Source organism: Shewanella aegiceratis (assembly GCF_019457495.1).
Taxonomy (GTDB): Bacteria; Pseudomonadota; Gammaproteobacteria; order Enterobacterales; family Shewanellaceae; genus Shewanella; species Shewanella loihica.
Window position 1 is genome coordinate 4270412 of sequence record NZ_CP080416.1, and the last position, 17617, is coordinate 4288028.

Here is a 17617-nt window from a genome sequence, read left to right on the forward strand (position 1 = left end):
CGTAAGCCCTCTGCACCAGACTTAGTAAATTAGGACCACACCATGAATCTTGATGCTTGGGTTGCTATCGATCCCTTTCGCTGGCGCGAACTCGGCTGCGCCGTGCTCTGCGGCCTCATCATAGGGCTGGAACGCCAACTCAGGGGCAAACCCGTGGGGATACGTACCTCATCGCTGATCGTGCTGGGCACTTATATCTTCATCACCGCCTCCATGGCCGTGGCGACCTCGGTATCGGATCCCTCGCGCATCATAGGTCAGGTGGTGACCGGCATCGGCTTTCTGGGGGCAGGCGTCATGCTGGCCAAGGAAGGGGTTGTTGTGGGCGTCACCTCGGCGGCGGCCATCTGGGCGCTGGCGGCGATTGGTGTCTGCATCGCCGTGGTCGACCCCTTTGTGGGGATCAAGCTCTCCCTGCTGGTGGTCGCCATCCTCTATGGCGTCGATCTGCTAGAGGAATACTCCTCGCTGTTCACCCGCGGCGTACACACCAAGTATCGCAACTGGCGCCGTAACGGCTATTGATCCATAAGGTGGGGCGCCTCGGCGCGCGCCAGACACCACACCTGCACCTGGATATAACGCGCCTCGAGCAGCTTGGCGATCTCCTTGGCCGTGGTGCCTGTGGTCACCACATCGTCGATCAGCGCGACACGCTGAAAATCGAACTCGTCAATCAAACGAAAGGCGCCGGCGAGATTTCGCCGTCGCTGCTCACCCGTCAGCCCCGCCTGGGGCGGCGTATCGCTAAGCCGCTCAAGGGCATAGGGCAGCACTGGCAACTCGAGGGCCCGGCCAAGCTCATGGGCGATAACAAAGGCCTGATTAAAGCCGCGCTCACGCAGGCGGCGTGGATGCAAGGGCACAGGTAACAAGGCCTGAGGCAAGCTGATAACCTCCGCCTCAGCCAACAGCCGAATCCGCCTCACCAGGGCCTGCACCAAGGGAGTCAGACCGGCGAGTTGTCCCTGATACTTGATTGCCGCCACTGTCTCCCCCAGCCCCTGATGATAACTGGCAGGCGCCACCACCTTGAGGGGCTGGCTCGTCATGCAGCCGCCGCAATAGGCGGTCTGCTGAGGCATAGCTCGGCCACAGCCCAGACAAGTCGGCGATGAATAGAGCCCGGCATCGAGGCAGGTGAGGCAGATGCCTCGCTGTGGCAAGACCACCCTTTGATGGCAGATCATACAGCGATTGGGTAGACTAGCCGCCAGCAGTCGCCGCAGTTGCACAAGCCACTGCCAGCGCGATAAATGCAGATGAGTTCTATCCATTTAACTAACCTTACGATCCAGAGGCATCTTAGTGAGTCAGCAATGCTTGCATATTGAAACTATAGGCCAAGGCCGCCCCATCGTCCTGCTGCACGGCTGGGGGGTGAATAGCGCCGTCTTTACCCCCTTGCATCACACGCTTAAGGATCATCAACTCCTGTTAGTCGACCTGCCCGGCTTCGGCGATAGCCAGGCCATAGAGGGAGACCTGGATGCCTGGGTCGATCATCTCATGGCGCAGATGCCAAAGCGGGCTATCTGGGCCGGTTGGTCACTAGGGGGACTGGTCGCCACCCGCGCCGCCCTGCGTTATCCAGAGCGCATAAATGCCCTGCTGACCATAGCCTCCTCCCCCTGCTTCATGGCACGGGACGACGAGGGCTGGCCGGGGATTCCACCACAAATTCTGGGTCAGTTTGGCAATCAGCTGGAGAAAGATCTCGGCAAGATGATAGAGCGCTTCCTGGCCATCCAGGCCATGGGGAGCGAGACCGCCAAGCAGGATATCAAACTGCTCAGGGACTTGGTGATGGCCAAGCCGCTACCGGATGCAGACGCGCTACGAGCAGGCTTGCAGATGCTTAAGGAGGTGGATCTCAGAGACCAACTTGGCGAGATACAGGTGCCCTGGCTCAGAGTGTGGGGAAGGTTGGACGGTCTGGTGTCTCGCCGGGTGCAGCCGCTGATGCCGGTTTGCGAGTCACGCTTTGAGGATTTCGTGCTGCCTAAGGCCTCCCATGCGCCCTTCTTCTCCCACAGGGATGCCTTTGTTCAAGGGGTCGAAGCCTGGCTGCAGACGCTTAAAGAATAATCACTTTAATTTATAACACTTTTTGGTTATTATTTAGGCAATACGCTAGGAGTTTTCTATGTTAGTGGTGACCAACTACCCGCAAGTGCCTATCGCGACGACCAACGCCGCGACCGATAGCGCGCGGGTAGAGAGTCAGCAACGCCCACCAATCATACCTGCGCCTCAGCTCGCCAAGAGCAACGAAGAGCGCCCCTTCAATCCTCAGAATGAGCGCGCGGCGGATCAGGCCAACATTCAGGCAAAACTCAATGAGAAGGTGCAGGCCAAGCAGCAAGGGCAAGGCCAGCATCAGCAGGAAGGTCAGCAACAACAGCAACAGGCGAAACAAGGCGCCGCCGCCATCATACGCCCACTGATGATGAAGCCTGCGCTGGCACGCCGCGACATACGTAGCGCGCAGACTGAGACGCCAAGAGAGCCCCAAAAACCTAAGACCCGCTTCGAGAACCAGGCCAACAGCTTCTATCAGAGCGTGTCAGCCCACATCGCCAGCTTCTACCAGACTCAGACCCTCCCCAAGGGAGAGCCCGAGTTATCCACCTTTATCTGATCGACGCTTCATCCGACGACGTGTTCGATGCCGTGCTCTGCTGCGGCGTCTGATACAGCTGTTGTTGGTAAGCCATGCTACCCCACAGCGCCCACGACAAGGCGGTCTGCTTCATCTCATCGCTCTGCGCCTTATGGGTCAGAGTATTGCTGGCAAAGTCATAAGCGTAGCCGGTCGGCTCACGCTCTGGCTGCAGGATCACCACATCGTCACCGCGCAGATAGGCCATGTTCTTGTCGTACTGCATCAGGGCGCGGCCCGGCCAGTCGTCATCCATCTTGGTCAGATCCCGACCCAGCATAGGGTAGCTACCCGAGACGCCCATCAAGGACAACAAGGTCGGTGCCAGATCGATTTGGCTGGCGACACGCTGGTCCATCTTAGGGGTGATGCCATCACCTATGATGATCGCCGGGATGCGGAACTGCTCCACGGGTACCAGAGAGGCACCGCCTACGCGGCTCTCATGGTCGGCCACCACTACAAATAGTGTGTCTTTCCAGTAGCTGGACGCTTTGGCCAGTTTAAAGAACTCACCCACGGCATAATCGGCATACTTGGCCGTGTTATTACGGGTCTGCTTAGGCTGATCGTAGAGCTCAATACGGCCATCGGGGAACTCGAACGGCTCATGGTTAGAGGAGCTGAACACTAGGCTAAAGAAAGGCTTACCCTCTTTATGGAACTGTTCAAACTCGTTATTGGCTCGCTTGAGCAGGTCTTCGTCCGACACGCCCCAAGAACCGACAAACACAGGATCTTTATAGTCGTTCTGATCCACGATATCGCTAAAGCCGTTGCCCAGGAAGAAGCTGCGCATGTTGTCAAAATGGCTCTCGCCACCATAGATAAACTGGGTCTCATAGCCGTTCATCTTCAGCAGATCGGCGATAGTGAAGAAGTCGGTCTGGCTCTTACCTAGCTTAACCACGGAACGTGCCGGGGTCGGCGTGAAGCCGGTAGTGACCGCCTCGATGCCGCGCACCGAACGGGTACCCGTGGCGTACAGACGATTGAAGGCCCAGCCCTCTTGCGCCAAGGCATCGATATTAGGCGTCAGCGGCAGGCCGCCAAGGTAACCGGTAAATCTCGCCCCCAGGCTCTCCTGCAGTATGATCACCAGGTTCTTGGGCTTGCCCTGGAAACTCGCCTGGTTATAGGTCACGCTCGGTAGAGACTCAGAGGTGAAGGCGCTTAGCGGGCGACCACTGTCTTTACGTATGTTGTCTATAATCTGGCTCTTCTCCAGCTTGCCATACACCTTAGAGGCATTGGCTTCCGCCGCCATCTGATCTATGGCAAACACCAGCGAATAAGAGGAGTTCACCACCAGAGAGTTCACCAGCGGATCGTCGGCGAAGGCCACCATGGCCGGGTTAAGCGGTCTGTGCCCCAGGCTAGAGCGCGCGCCCATCAGGGTCACGGCGATAACCAGTAAGGCAATGGCCGGACGCCAGAACCAGCGCGGATAAACCACCTCTTTCAGTAAGCGCCCACTCAGGCGCCAGCCGCCCCACAGACTCAGGGTACTGACGATCAGCCCGAGGAAGATCTCTCCCTTACGACTCGTCCACAGCATGGAGAGCACCTCTTTGGGGTAGATGAGGTATTCGATATAGAGACGATTCGGTCTCAGGCCATATTCATCGATAAACGAGGGAGTCGATAGCTCGAGGAAGATCATCAACCAGAGACCCAGGGTCAACCAGACTCTCAGTACCGACTTCCAGCCACGGCCGACTATATGGTCGCCACCAAAGATGGTGGTGCCCAGGGCGGCGATGCCCCATAACCAACACAGGGTGGCAAAGTCGACCCTCAGTCCCTGAAGCAGCAGGTGTGACCAGCCATCCACGGCGGCGACCCTATCGGCCTGCCAGATGCCCAAGCCGATACGGCTCAGCATCGTGATGGCCAGGGCTATCAGGCCAAAGTAGACAATGGCCCGCATTGGCCCATGTTTCTTGTGGGACGTCGTCATGGTTTCCTCAATCAAAATCGCTATCGCTTAATGGGTACGAGCATGTTCGCTCGGCAATGTGCCATTTTGACATAAAAGTCAGTAAAAAGTTCGAAAAGTGTAACAGTTAAATAAGACGTGAATTATCAGCTAAATAGTGGATTCCCGCGCTTTTTGCCCGCCAGAAGCCCCAGTAATCTATTAAAAAATCGAATAGTAACTATCTTTCGATCTCTCCCCTCCCTGGGTAGGATAGCGTCAGAAGAGCCAACAACATCAGTTAAAACAATCAGATAATAGATGGCTCTCGGCTCTACGCCGTATAAAGAGAATATGCCCAGGGCTCGATTTTGAATCGCTCATGGCCACCTGCCGAGGACAGTGTCTGCCAACAAGCCTTAGGGCCTCGCAAATACATAAAAATAACAACTGGTTATTTTCTAACAGCTTACACACGACAATTCATACGGTTACCCATGCATTCATATCAGAGATCCACGCCGGAGGTGCCCCATGGCTGACTACCTCATTAGCTATAGCTTCGAGTCACCCACGCCGCTAAGCGGCCGTCCCGGCACCAAGGCAAACAAGACACGACTGGAAAACACCCTCAGTGCCAGCGTGATAGTCAATGCCCACGGCCTGACGCTCGCCAAGCAGAAGGTGATCGCCAGGGGTAAACAAAATGGCGTCAGGCGGCTCAAGATACTCTCGGCCGAACTCCTGCTCTAGACGCCGGAAGTCGGGCCAGCGACCAAGCGAATCTGTGTGGAATCTAGGCATAAAAAAGGCCGCAAGTGCGGCCTTTAAAAACGGTAAAGCGAGATTACTTCTTCAGCTTGGCGAAGGCATCGGCAAAGGCATTACCCATGGCCGCGTTAGCCGGTGCCTTGGGCTGCTTATACTGACCCTTAGCCTGGCTCTTGCCCTGTGAGCCTTTACCTTGATGTCCCTTGCCTTGACCCGCTTTCGCCTGGCCCTTGCCACCTTGGTGAGACATTTGCTTCTCGCCCGGCTTCTCGTCCAGACGCATGGTCAGGCTGATACGCTTACGCTCGGCATCGACCTCCATCACCTTGACCTTGACCACGTCACCGGCCTTCACCACTGTGTGGGGATCGCTGACAAACTTGTCGGTGAGCGACGAGATATGCACCAGTCCATCCTGATGCACGCCAATATCGACGAAGGCGCCGAAGTTGGTCACATTGGTCACCACGCCCTCTAAGATCATCTCGACCTTAAGATCTTTGATCTCCTCGACCCCTTCCTTAAACACGGCGGTCTTAAACTCGCCGCGGGGATCACGACCCGGCTTATCCAGCTCGCTGAGAATATCTTCTATGGTCGGCAGACCAAACTCCTCGGTCACAAACGCCTTGGCATCGATCTGCTTGAGCAGATCTGTGTTGCCTATCAGGGCATCCACCGCCTGCTGCTGCGCCTTGGCGATAGACTCAACCAAGGCATAGGTCTCTGGATGCACTGCGCTGGCATCCAGCGGGTTGTCACCCTCACGAATACGCAGGAAACCGGCCGCCTGCTCGAACGCCTTAGGGCCGAGACGTGGCACCTTAAGCAGCTGTTTACGCGAGGTAAACTGACCATTCTGGTCGCGGTACTCGACGATATTGCGCGCCAGCGTCTTGTTCAGGCCGGCCACCTGAGTCAGCAGCGGCATAGAGGCCATGTTGAGATCAACACCCACGCCGTTTACACAATCTTCCACCACGGCCTCGAGGGATTGTGACAGCTGACTCTGACTCACGTCATGTTGATACTGGCCCACGCCGATAGACTTAGGCTCTATCTTCACCAGCTCCGCCAGCGGATCTTGCAGGCGACGGGCGATAGAGACGGCGCCGCGAATCGACACGTCCAGCTCGGGGAACTCCTCCGCCGCCAGCTCAGAGGCGGAGTAGACGGAGGCGCCCGCCTCGCTCACCATAATCTTGGTGAGTGTCGGCAGCTCACTCTTCAGCTCGGCAATCAGCTCACCCGCCAGCTTGTCTGTCTCACGTGAGGCGGTGCCGTTGCCTATGGCAATCAGCTCCACCTTATGCATCTTCACTAAATTCGCCAGGGTACGGATCGACTTATCCCACTGGTTTTGCGGCGCATGGGGGAAGATGGTGGTGTGGGCCATCAGCTTGCCCGTGTTGTTGACTATGGCTACCTTGACGCCGGTTCGCAGCCCTGGGTCCAGACCCAGCGTGGCCTTGGCACCGGCAGGCGCCGCCATTAAAAGATCGCCCAGGTTACGGGCGAAGACATTGATCGCCTCTGTCTCGGCACGCTCGCGCAGCTTGGCGATAAACTCAGTCTCCATCTGCAGCGCGATCTTGATGCGCCAGGTAGAGGTGACCACCAGCTTAAGCCACTGATCCACGGCGGAATCACTCAGCTTGAGGTTAAAGTGATCGGCAATGATCACCTCGCAGTAACTGCCTGACTTGGCCTCGCTGTCTGGGTCGGCATTCATGCTCAGGCTCAGCACGCCCTCATTGCGACCACGCAACATGGCCAGGGCGCGATGAGAAGGCACATTCATCAGCTTCTCGCTGTGCTCGAAATAGTCTCTGAACTTGGCGCCCTCTTTCTCCTTACCCTTCACCACACGGCTCTCGAGCACGGCGCTCTGGGTCAGGTGTTGGCGCACCTTCTGCAGCAGTTCGGCGTCTTCGGCAAAACGTTCCATCAGGATGAAACGGGCACCATCGAGCACCGCCTTCACCTCATCAAACCCCGCCTCGGCATTGAGATACTCGCTCGCCAGGGCCTCGATATCCGCCTGACGATCACTGAGCAAACGATCCACCAGGGGCTCGATACCCGCCTCGATGGCGATCTGCCCCTTGGTACGACGCTTAGGCTTGTAGGGCAGATAGAGATCTTCCAGGCGTGTCTTGCTGTCGGCCTGGTCTATGGCGGCCTGCAGCTCGGTGGTCAGCTTACCCTGGGCCTGAATGCTGGAGAGGATCACCTGACGGCGATCGTTGAGTTCGCGCAGATAGCCCAGACGGCTATAGAGGGTGCGCAGTTGGGTATCGTCTAAACCACCTGTGACCTCTTTACGATAACGCGCCACGAAAGGAACCGTCGCGCCGTCATCCAATAGAGTGATAGTTGCCGTCACTTGCTGCTCACGAACATTAAGTTCCTGAGCGATGATTTGTGCAATATTTTGCATAGATTACGTCGTGCCCAAATAGAGAGTTAAGTGCCGCCAAAGATAACACAGCCCAGGGCCAAGTTGTACGCCCTATCTGTCGCAACCCTAGATAAAGCAGGGTAAATTAGGCGACACGTCTCTCAGTTTAGCCGCGTTTTTCGCATAACTCCTGCCAGCGGCGAGTTGCCTCTGCCTGACCGTTACGATAGCCGATGTAACAGTTGAGCTTCTGGGTGGTATCGCTCTGGAATGACTCCTCGATAGGCGCTGGCACCTCAATAAGATGCAGGCCACCACTGGCGATGCAGCCATACAGGGTATCGACAAACTCGCCATCGTACCGGCACAGATGTCCCTTGCCACCATAGGCCTGAATCAACAACTTAGGATCGAATCCCTCATGGTTACAGGCATAGATGGGCGCATCGCCAGCCTTACCCAGATGGAAAATGTTGTTGCGCATGTAAACGATAACCAGGTTGGCCCCCTGCTTCTGCAGGTTGATCAGCTCGTTCGCCTGGAAGTTGAAGCCGCCGTCGCCGGTGATCACCACCACGGGCTGGACGCTGCCCTGCTCGGCGAGCTGATCTACAACGGCCCTGGCATAAGGCAGGCTGGTGCCCATGGCCGCATACCAAGGATTAGCCAGATAGCTGCGACCGATATCGCTACCAAGGGTGGTCAGCTCGAAGCTGGCAAACAGTGAATTACCCACCTCGGGCACGAAGATGAAGGGACGCTCGCTAGCCCGCTGCGCCGCGTTGATGCAGGCCGCCAGATGGTGATAACCCAGCTCAGCATCGCTGGTTCTAGCAGGCTCAGATACAGAGTTAGATTCGATATCAAGGCTCAGATGCACTGGCGCCGCCTTGATAATAGGCTGCTCGCCCAGCAGCTCCATCACGGCGGCGATGTCCGCCTCCCACTGGGCCGTGCCCTTGAGCATGGTCTTGTTGCCATGATTGTCGATGGCGTGGGTCTGGCTGCTAAAGGCATTATTGGTGTCTGAAGGGAAAATCGCCGTACCCAGCTCGAGCACATAGTCGGCCGCAGACTCGATATACTCCTGAGATGGCAAGCGGCTGAATACACCATTGTAGCTACCCAGGCAAAGTGGCTTCGACTCATCCAGCATCCCCTTACCAAACCAAGTGGTGGCATAGGGCAGCTTGTTGTGTTCACAGAAACTTAAAATCTTCGCCAGCAGCGGTGCATTGAGTCTGAGCTTCTCGCCGAGAAATACCAGCGGCGCCTTGGCACGCTGCAGCTGTGTGCTGATCTGGCTAGCGATCAGCTCGGCGCCGCTCAGATTAAGCGCCTGGGGCCTTAACTCACTCGGGCAAGTCGGCAGGCTCAGGGCCTGGGTGGGCTGATAGATAAGATCCCGTGGCACCTCGATATACACGGGCTGACGATTGACATAGGCATGGGTGAGCAGCTGTAGAAACTGCTCCGCCGCCACGTTAGGCTGACCGCTGTGTCGCTGGCCCTGCAAACGCTCGGCGCGCAGGCCCAGCGCCTTGAAAGCGTTGAGCGCCGCATCGAGATCTGTGTGCCATGCCGTATGGGGATGCACGCTGTGATGCAGCGCCTGACTGTTGATCTCCGCCTCGCCGGGGGCACCCGAGATAAACACCACGGGCAGGCCTTCGGTGCGCGCCAGGGCCGCCGCCGAGGTGCAGGGCAGGCTACCGACAGTATAAGTGGTCATGCAGACCCCGAGAGGATTCAACTCGGCCTGGGCGCAGGCACTGAAACCGGCGTGCATCTCGTTACTCGAGGGCAATACCGCCACCCGCTTATCCAGGGTGTTGATCAGGTTAGCGACGAAGTCGCCACCGACACCATAAACACGTTTCACACCGAAGAAGGCCAGCAGCTCGGCGATGCTATCGCCAAGCAACGGCAGATGGGCGGCGTAGTCGGCGCCAAAGTTAGATTCGATCGATACAGACACGTTAGACTCTCGGGTTGTCCAAAAATGTCTGTAGCCTAGGGGCTGCGGCGCATCTGCGCCTTGATCGAGATCATCAAGGCTTAGCGCGCAGTGCTATGCCAAGGGCGAACCACAGTGACAAGATTTCGTTACAGGGCTCATCTTAGACAGATATTGATTTGTTTATCAGAGCATTAACTGAGGCTGGAGGCGTTAGCCCAGGCTTACACCCGGGCTGAAATCGCGAAGGCAGGCTTAGTCCTCGAACGCCTTATATTGGATCTTGTTGACGTACCACTCCTTCTTACCCGCTGGGGTGTTGACCACCACTTCGTCGTCCACCTGCTTACCGATCAGCGCCCTCGCCATGGGCGAATCTATGGTGATGTAACCCAGCTTAGTATCCAGCTCGTCCTTGCCGACGATGCGATAACGCACAATCTCGCCTTCCTCGTTTTCCAGCTCGACCCAGGCGCCGAAAAACACCTTGCCCTCCTGCTGTGGCGAGTAGTCGACGATCTGCAGATCCTCCACCCGCTTCACCAGGTAGCGCACCCGGCTGTCTATCTGACGTAGCAGGCGCTTGTTATAGGTGTAGTCGGCGTTTTCGCTACGATCGCCCTGGGCCGCCGCCTCCTGCACCTTCTTGGTGATCTCGGGGCGGTACTCTTTCCATAAATACTTAAGCTCTCTGTCGAGCGCTTGCCACCCTTCGCGGGTGATCAACATGGCTTTCATCTTTCTCTCGTCACGACTCAACAAGATGCCAGGCAACCGCCCGCACATCAAATGATTTTCGGCTGATAATAACCAGCGCAGCCGCTGAAAAACAATAGCCCAGTGGCACGACCTTGGCGAGGCGATAAGCCAAGTCATTCCCCAATCGCTCACCAACTGGCGGTTTCAATTTGGTTACAATTTCCCGGCGAATAGTCAAAAGGCATATAATTTCATTTGGTATCAGTATATTACAATTGTTTTACTTCTAACACTGTGAAATATCACCGCAACTCTGGATGAAATCTCGCTAGGCTTTTAAATAGCAAAGCGGCTATATTAAGCAGGCACATAAGATTAATATTGAAATTCAGCCAGTTGAGCGGTAAACCTCGAGCCGATCGCACTGAAATAAGGGATAGAGAGCATGGGACAAGAAACCTCTAAAATTCTCGTTGTCGATGATGATATGCGCCTAAGAGCCCTGCTAGAGCGTTACCTGATGGAACAGGGTTACCAGGTCAGGAGCGCCGCCAATGCCGAGCAGATGGACAGGCTGCTGGAGCGGGAAAACTTCCACCTGCTGGTGCTGGATCTTATGTTACCGGGCGAGGATGGCCTCTCGATCTGCCGCCGCCTGCGCCAAAATGGCAATACAATTCCCATAGTTATGCTGACCGCCAAGGGTGACGAGGTGGACCGCATCATAGGCCTGGAGCTGGGCGCCGACGATTACCTGCCCAAGCCTTTCAACCCCAGAGAACTCCTGGCTCGCATCAAGGCTGTCATGCGCCGTCAGGCCCCCGAAGTCCCGGGCGCGCCGACACAGCAGGAAGAGGAGATCACCTTCGGTGAATTTACCCTTAACCTGGCCACCCGCGAGATGTACCACGGCGAAGAGGCAATATCCCTCACCAGCGGCGAATTTGCCGTGCTCAAGGTGTTGGTGAGTCATCCCAGGGAGCCGCTGTCACGGGACAAGTTGATGAACCTGGCCCGCGGCCGCGACTATTCGGCGCTGGAGCGCTCTATCGACGTGCAGGTATCGCGCCTACGTCGCCTGATCGAGAAAGATGCCGCCAACCCAAGATATATCCAGACCGTTTGGGGCCTGGGCTATGTGTTTGTACCCGACGGTGCCGCGCGGCGTTAGCCCCGGCCATCGTCAATAATAATGAGCTGGTTTAAACGCTTTCTTCCCCGCAGCGCCTTCAGTCAGACAGTACTGCTGATAGGCTCGCTGCTGCTGGTCAATCAGCTGGTCTCCTATCTCTCGGTGGCTGTGTACTTTATTCAACCCACCTACCAGCAGATCAACCAGCTGATCGCCCGCCAGGTAAACCTGCTGTTCGTCGATGGCGTAGATGTCGGCCGCGAACACCTCTCCATGGTTGATGCCCTCAACGCCAAGGTGCGCGACGACAGCATGGAGATCTACAACCTTAAGGATGCCCGCGAGGCCGGGGTCGATCGCGCCGCCTACTACAGTCTGCTATCGGCGCAGATGTCAGAGCATCTGGGCGGCAAGGCCGAGGTGCGCATCGCCCAAGGCAAGGAGTTCGAGATCTGGATCCGCCCGCCCCAGGCGCCATCGGTATGGATCAAGGTGCCTCTGACCGGCTTCAACGAATTTGGTCTCTCGCCCCTGACCCTCTACCTCATGGTGATCGGTGCCCTGAGTGTCGCCGGCGGTTGGTGGTTTGCCCGCAAGCAGAACAAACCGCTCAAGCGCCTGCAGAAGGCGGCGATCTCCGTCTCCCGCGGCGATTATCCCGCGCCCCTGCCCCCCAGTGGCTCCACAGAGATCATCGAGGTAACCAACGCCTTCAACCAGATGTCCCGCAGCATGCAGCAACTAGAGCAGGACAGGGCCCTGTTGATGGCAGGAATCTCCCACGATCTGCGCACGCCGCTGACCCGAATCCGTCTCGCTTCCGAGATGATGGTGGAGGAAGATGAGTACCTCAAAGAGGGCATAGTGCATGACATCGAAGATATGGACGCCATCATCAACCAGTTTATCGCCTACATACGTCAGGATCAGGAGGCCAACCGCGAACTGGTGCAGATAAACGATCTGCTGCAGGATATCGCCCAGGCCGAGACCAACCGCGACGGCGAGATAGTACTAGCGCTAAACGAGTGCCCCGAGATCCCCATGCAGGCGGTGGCGGTCAAACGCATCATCAGTAACCTGGTGGAGAACGCCTTCCGCTACGGCAACGGCTGGGTGAGGTTGAGTTCCAGCTTCGATGGACGACGGGTAGGCTTCGGCGTGGAAGACAACGGCCCAGGCATCCCAAGCGATCAGATCCCCAAGTTATTCCAGCCCTTTACCCAGGGCGATAGCGCCCGCGGCAGCGTCGGCTCAGGCCTGGGACTGGCGATCATCAAGCGAATCGTCGACCGTCATCAGGGCCAGGTAGTACTCACCAACCGCCCCGAAGGCGGCCTGCATGCCCAGGTATGGCTGCCGCTGGAATAGCTGCCTCTCGGCCCCTCCTCTAAACCCTAGCAATAGCTCACTCTCTTCTCATACTCAGACGTCATACCTAAGTGCCATACTTGAGTGCTGTGTCATCAATTTGCAACAATTACGTCATATTCTGGCGCAAACTGTCACTGGCGCGCGATCATGAAAATTTCCACCCTCTCCCTCTGGGCCTCTGCCACCCTGTTACTGCTGGCCGCACTCTTGGCCGGTGTTGTCGTATGGAGCAACCAGGAGCGCGCCCAGATAGAGCAGAAGAATCAGATGCTGGCCGATCTGCAGCAGCAGTTTCTGGTCGAGGTACGCCGCCAGCTGGAGAGCTACCTGAGCACGGGCAACAGCCAGCAGCTGAGCAGCGCCAAGCAACAGCTAGAGACCATAGCCGCCAGCCTGGACCAGCTCTCTCATGAGGAAGCCAACCGACTACAAGGGTCTATCTCAAACTTTATCAAAGACTTGGATACCCAATACCGCGCCGCGGGTAAGCTGGCCGGCAATCCCCGTCAGCTGCTGGCCCACGCCGAGAGCGAGATGATCTCCTATAACCAGCACCTGGCTGAGTATGCCGACAAGGGGCTGGCAGAAAACCCAAGACTCGCCAAGCAATACCTGCAGCTGACTCAGAGCCTGCCAGCTCTGGTGTATCAGCTGTCACAGTTAACCCAGGACTATCTGATCGGCAAAGATCAGCGCCTCAAATCATTACTTGCGACTCAGATCCAGGCCCTGACCGACTGGCACGACCAACTGGCCAAGCTGCCGCTACTCGGCCTGTATGAAGCCCAGGAGGCCGACGAGTTTGCCCTGGGCGACGACGAGCCGGAACAAGTAGAGATAGGCGAGAGCTACTACAGTGAGCTGCTCTCCCTCAGCCAGCGCTATGGCAAAGAGGTGAGCAACACTCACCAGATGCTGACCGCCAACCAGGCCGCCCAGGAAGCCATGATGGCCGCCATCGTCCGCATCGAAGATGAGCTGCTCCAGCTCGGTCAAGCGCAGCAGGCGCAAAACCTGCACCTCAAACAGCAGCTACAGACCCTGCTCTACGGCGTGGTCTCAGTGCTGGCGGTGTTTGCCCTGGTCTACCTCTTGTTGCAACAACGCCGGGTGGTGAAGCCCCTCAGACACCTGAATCAGGCCTTCATGCGCCTTAGCGAGTCCAACAACCGCGAGCGCCTGACCATAGAGCGTCGCTGTGAGACCGGCCAAATAGCCGGTCACTTCAATCAACTACTCGACCGCTTCGAGGCGGAAGATGCCGCCCAACGAGTCAAGATAGGCCAGATCTCCACCTCGCTGTCGCAGCTGGTACACCGCATTACCGAGCTGACCCAGGGGACGGAAACCACACTGGGCATAGTCGACACGGCGCAGAATCAGACCGAGCAGGTACGCGCCATCGCCCGAGAGGTGAGCGAACTCTCCAGCCAGGTCGAGCAGCATGCCCAGCAGACCCATAGCCAGATGCTCGCCAGTCAGGAGGAAGTGCAGGCCTTCATGAGCGCCGCTGACGAGACTCAGCAGGCGGTGAGCCACTGCCACCTCTCGTTAGGCAGCCTGACCACCTCGGTCAACGACGTCTCCACCATACTGGATGTGATCGGCAACATCGCCGAGCAGACCAACCTGCTGGCCCTCAACGCCGCCATCGAGGCCGCCCGCGCCGGTGAACAGGGACGCGGCTTCGCCGTGGTCGCCGACGAGGTGCGTAACCTGTCTCAGCGCACCCAGGAATCCTTGCAGCAGGTGGTGACCATATTGAGTCAGCTCACTGAAGCCAATCAGCAACTGACCCTGAGCGTAGAGGGGATAGCGAGCACCAGCCAGAAGCAGGCCCAGGGGGCGCAGAATCTCTGGCAGGTGACCCAGACGGTGCAGCAACAGTCTCAGGAGATGACAGAGACCGCCAAGCAGGGCAGTCGCTTCAGCGTCGATCAGGCCAGCCACCTGGACAGCCTGTCACAGGCGATGGAGTCGCTGAAACAGCACGCCATGGCCGCCGCCAGCCAGAGCGAGGTGATCGCCGATGAGGTGGCCCAAGGGGTCGCCGACATCGAGGCCAGCCTGGGCATCGACGGACAATCTCTGGATAACGCCGCCTAACCCAGCTCAAACTGGAATCTGGCCAGCAGAAAAGCTGGCCATTTTATGCTACTGTGCGCCGCACCATAACGGATGATGAACCACAGAGGCGCCTCATGAAGACCACGCTCGCACTCGGCCTGGCCGGCCTACTCAGCTTTCCTGCGCTAGCAGACTCAGACAACTCCCCCTTCGCCATGTCACTCATTGCTGGCCTGGAGTCCTACCCGGATTCAGAGTTCAGCTCCATGTCACGTGGTGGTGGCCTGTCGTTTATCTGGGACGACCTGCGTTACGACAATGTCTACCAGCTAGATAACAACTACTTCCGGGTGCGTGGAACCTACTACTACGAGCGCGACTCGGAAAAATACGATGAAGACAGGTTTCGTAACTCCATGGATCTGCGCTTCAACTATCAGCGTCCCTTCGCCCGCTTCGGCGAGCAGGAAGACTACCTGCTGAGTTTCCATGGTCGCTACGAAGGCCACTACAACAGCCAACAGCTAGAAGAGTTCGAACAGCTGGCGGTAGCCGGGCTGTCACTCAACCGCCGCTTCGGCAATGTCAACCACTATGATCTAGGCCTGACACTCGGCCTGGGCTACAGCGAAGAAGAGAAAGATGACGACTGGCCGCGTGAGGAGATGGGCCGCACCGAAGAGGAGCTCAACCGCGCCGGTTTTGGCTATTTCTTCGAGTGGAGCAACAAATACACCTTCGCCCACACTGGGGTGCAGCTCGGCGCCAAGTGGAGCCGCTTCGACGGCCAGTGGGGCTATGACGCCGACAAGTTCTACACAATGGACAGACTCACCCTGGAGGTGATCATGCCGCTGGCCAACCAGAACAACCTGCTGCACTTCACCACCCAATATATCAGCCGCGACTATGAGGTGGATCTACTGGGCTTCGAAGACACCCTCTATCGTGTCGCCGTGGAATATGTGCACTACTTCTAAGGCCCTGTTTTAAGGTGTTGTTTTAGCGCTTTGTTTTAGAGCCTTATTTTAAAAAGATGTTTTAGTGCCTTTTCACATCTAGCCACAAAAAAGGGAGCCTTAGGGCTCCCTCTTTATTTGCAGCGGTTTATAACGCCGCCAGTACCACCTCTGCCTTACTGACCTCGAAGCTCTTGGGCGCCTCGACATTCAGCAGGCTCACCACGCCGTTATCGATCACCATGGCGTAACGCTGAGAGCGAATACCGCCAAAGCCTGCGGTGTCCATCTCCAGGCCCAAGGCCTTGGTAAAGCTGGCATCGCCATCGGCCAACATCATCAGCTCGCTGGCATTTTGCGCCTCGCCCCAGGCCTTCATCACGAAGGCATCGTTAACCGATACACAGGCAATAATATCGACCCCTTTGGCCTTAAACTGATCCGCCAGCACCACATAGCCGGGCAGATGCGCCTCTGAGCAGGTTGGGGTAAAGGCGCCGGGTACGGCAAACAGCACCACCTTCTTGTTGGCAAACAGTTCGTTCACATCATGGTTGACCATGCCGTTCTCGGCGAGCTGACCTAAGGTCGCGGCGGGTAATGTTTGTCCTTGGGCTATCATGGAAAAATCCTTATGGTTAACAGTAAACTTAGGCAGCCAAATTGGCCTTATCATGTCACTCACCTAAGCAGATACCTGAAGCATAGCCGTTATTGGGCGAGACAAACACAGACGAATGTTAGGGTTTCTCTTATCTGTTCTCTGGCTGCGGCTCAGCTTTACGCCTGAGGCGACGATAGGCGCCGCGACAACAATGGCCGCAGCCGTGCAGCGTCAACTCACAAAACATGGCAAACAGCAGGCCGAACACCAGACCGAAGGCGATAGCGCGGCCATCCAGCAGTATGCTGTGGCTGAAGTGCTGCCACACCTGGTCTCGGATCTCAGGCAGGGGCGCCAGCACAAGCCTGTCGAATCCGCCGTAGCCAGATTGATTAAACTCAGTCAGCGCCGAAGACAGCAATTGATACCTCTGATACAGCGCCTCAATGCTCTCGCCGCCGGCGTTAAACACGGCATCGGGATTCTGCTTGTAGTGGGCGATCAGCCTGTCGATATCGCCGCCGAAGAAACGGTCGGCATCGCGCTGAAACTCCGCCAGACTCTGTTTGGCCTCCTGGGTATGAGCCGCAAGCGCCTTGCCATACTGATCCACAAAGGCCGGCACTTGCACCCCAAGCAGCACGCCGCAGACAAACAACAAAAGCCTGAGGTAATCCATTAAACGCCTTATCATCTTTTCTGGCCCTCCGGCGAAACTCGCTACTTGCTCTCTAACCTGACCTCAGGGTGCTGGGCACTGGCTTGCTCGTGATAGATATCATCCAGATAACTAAGCAGCTGATCTTCAGCAAGCTCGGACGGGATCACCACCTCATAGACGCGGCTACGCATCCCGGTTTGCGACTCATTAAATAGCTGCCACTCCTCACCCACACGCCGCACCGACATGGACCTGCCAAACACATTCACCCTGATCATCGCTCGCTCCCAAGACCCCACTAGACTAGCAAGCTAACACTCGCCGCCGGGCATCACAATAGCCGCCTCATTAAAGGTCATTCACACACAAATCATCAGATTGGCAATGGCGCACAAGCACTTGGAGATGAAAG

16 protein-coding genes are annotated in these 17617 nt (G+C 57.0%); 8 read left to right on the plus strand and 8 right to left on the minus strand.

Going from position 1 to position 17617, the window contains the following annotated elements; all coding sequences use genetic code 11:
* Window positions 1–42: 42 nt before the first annotated feature.
* Entirely contained in the window at window positions 43–525 is a 483-nt protein-coding gene (locus K0H80_RS18590) for an MgtC/SapB family protein (protein WP_011867422.1), read from the plus strand.
* Here K0H80_RS18590 and K0H80_RS18595 read toward each other — a convergent pair.
* Window positions 519–1277, minus strand: a complete 759-nt coding sequence (locus K0H80_RS18595) for a ComFC family protein (protein ID WP_220072561.1) — start codon at window positions 1275–1277, stop codon at window positions 519–521. The two genes, K0H80_RS18590 and K0H80_RS18595, sit on opposite strands and share 7 nt — an antisense overlap.
* 31 nt (window positions 1278–1308) lie before the next feature.
* Here K0H80_RS18595 and bioH point away from each other — a divergent pair, with 31 nt between their 5' ends.
* Together bioH and K0H80_RS18605 are read left to right on the plus strand one after the other, a co-directional pair.
* A complete protein-coding gene (gene bioH / locus K0H80_RS18600; RefSeq protein ID WP_220072562.1) occupies window positions 1309–2088 on the plus strand; it encodes a pimeloyl-ACP methyl ester esterase BioH in 780 nt (259 codons plus the stop codon).
* 58 nt (window positions 2089–2146) lie between these two features.
* Window positions 2147–2641 carry a hypothetical protein gene (locus K0H80_RS18605; protein ID WP_220072563.1) on the plus strand — a complete coding sequence of 165 codons (495 nt, stop codon included), beginning with the start codon at window positions 2147–2149 and terminating at the stop codon, window positions 2639–2641.
* Here the strand turns inward: K0H80_RS18605 and K0H80_RS18610 are convergent.
* The gene (locus K0H80_RS18610; RefSeq protein WP_220072564.1) at window positions 2634–4622 is read right to left on the minus strand and encodes an LTA synthase family protein; all 1989 of its coding nucleotides are present in this window, start codon (window positions 4620–4622) and stop codon (window positions 2634–2636) included. The two genes, K0H80_RS18605 and K0H80_RS18610, sit on opposite strands and share 8 nt — an antisense overlap.
* Before the next feature lie 492 nt (window positions 4623–5114).
* On the opposite strand from K0H80_RS18610, the gene K0H80_RS18615 reads away from it, so the two are divergent.
* Entirely contained in the window at window positions 5115–5333 is a 219-nt protein-coding gene (locus K0H80_RS18615; protein WP_220072565.1) for a hypothetical protein, read from the plus strand.
* Between the two features lie 94 nt (window positions 5334–5427).
* Here K0H80_RS18615 and K0H80_RS18620 read toward each other — a convergent pair whose 3' ends face one another.
* From K0H80_RS18620 to greB, 3 genes are all read right to left on the minus strand, one after another.
* Window positions 5428–7791, minus strand: a complete 2364-nt coding sequence (locus tag K0H80_RS18620) for a Tex family protein (RefSeq protein ID WP_220072566.1) — start codon at window positions 7789–7791, stop codon at window positions 5428–5430.
* Window positions 7792–7918: 127 nt separating this feature from the next.
* Window positions 7919–9730 (minus strand): thiamine pyrophosphate-binding protein, encoded by a 1812-nt coding sequence (locus K0H80_RS18625; protein ID WP_220072567.1) that lies wholly within the window; start codon window positions 9728–9730, stop codon window positions 7919–7921.
* A gap of 234 nt (window positions 9731–9964) precedes the next feature.
* Window positions 9965–10447, minus strand: coding sequence for a transcription elongation factor GreB (gene greB / locus K0H80_RS18630; RefSeq protein ID WP_220072568.1), 483 nt, complete (start codon window positions 10445–10447; stop codon window positions 9965–9967).
* Window positions 10448–10853: 406 nt separating this feature from the next.
* Here greB and ompR point away from each other — a divergent pair, with 406 nt between their 5' ends.
* The 4 genes from ompR to K0H80_RS18650 all read left to right on the plus strand — a co-directional run bounded on the left by ompR (window position 10854) and on the right by K0H80_RS18650 (window position 15961).
* Window positions 10854–11579, plus strand: coding sequence for an osmolarity response regulator transcription factor OmpR (gene ompR / locus K0H80_RS18635; protein ID WP_011867431.1), 726 nt, complete (start codon window positions 10854–10856; stop codon window positions 11577–11579).
* Between the two features lie 21 nt (window positions 11580–11600).
* Complete coding sequence (gene envZ, locus K0H80_RS18640) at window positions 11601–12911, plus strand: two-component system sensor histidine kinase EnvZ (RefSeq protein ID WP_220072569.1); 1311 nt, start codon at window positions 11601–11603, stop codon at window positions 12909–12911.
* A 150-nt stretch (window positions 12912–13061) separates the two neighbouring features.
* Entirely contained in the window at window positions 13062–15020 is a 1959-nt protein-coding gene (locus tag K0H80_RS18645; RefSeq protein ID WP_220072570.1) for a methyl-accepting chemotaxis protein, read from the plus strand.
* 95 nt (window positions 15021–15115) lie between these two features.
* Window positions 15116–15961 (plus strand): hypothetical protein, encoded by an 846-nt coding sequence (locus K0H80_RS18650; RefSeq protein ID WP_220072571.1) that lies wholly within the window; start codon window positions 15116–15118, stop codon window positions 15959–15961.
* A gap of 127 nt (window positions 15962–16088) precedes the next feature.
* Here the strand turns inward: K0H80_RS18650 and K0H80_RS18655 are convergent, their stop codons facing one another.
* The 3 genes from K0H80_RS18655 to K0H80_RS18665 all read right to left on the minus strand — a co-directional run bounded on the left by K0H80_RS18655 (window position 16089) and on the right by K0H80_RS18665 (window position 17483).
* The gene (locus K0H80_RS18655) at window positions 16089–16562 is read right to left on the minus strand and encodes a peroxiredoxin (protein ID WP_220072572.1); all 474 of its coding nucleotides are present in this window, start codon (window positions 16560–16562) and stop codon (window positions 16089–16091) included.
* Between the two features lie 130 nt (window positions 16563–16692).
* Window positions 16693–17238, minus strand: a complete 546-nt coding sequence (locus K0H80_RS18660) for a DUF2937 family protein (RefSeq protein WP_220072573.1) — start codon at window positions 17236–17238, stop codon at window positions 16693–16695.
* A gap of 26 nt (window positions 17239–17264) precedes the next feature.
* A complete protein-coding gene (locus tag K0H80_RS18665) occupies window positions 17265–17483 on the minus strand; it encodes a DUF7661 family protein (RefSeq protein ID WP_220072574.1) in 219 nt (72 codons plus the stop codon).
* Window positions 17484–17617: the final 134 nt, after the last annotated feature.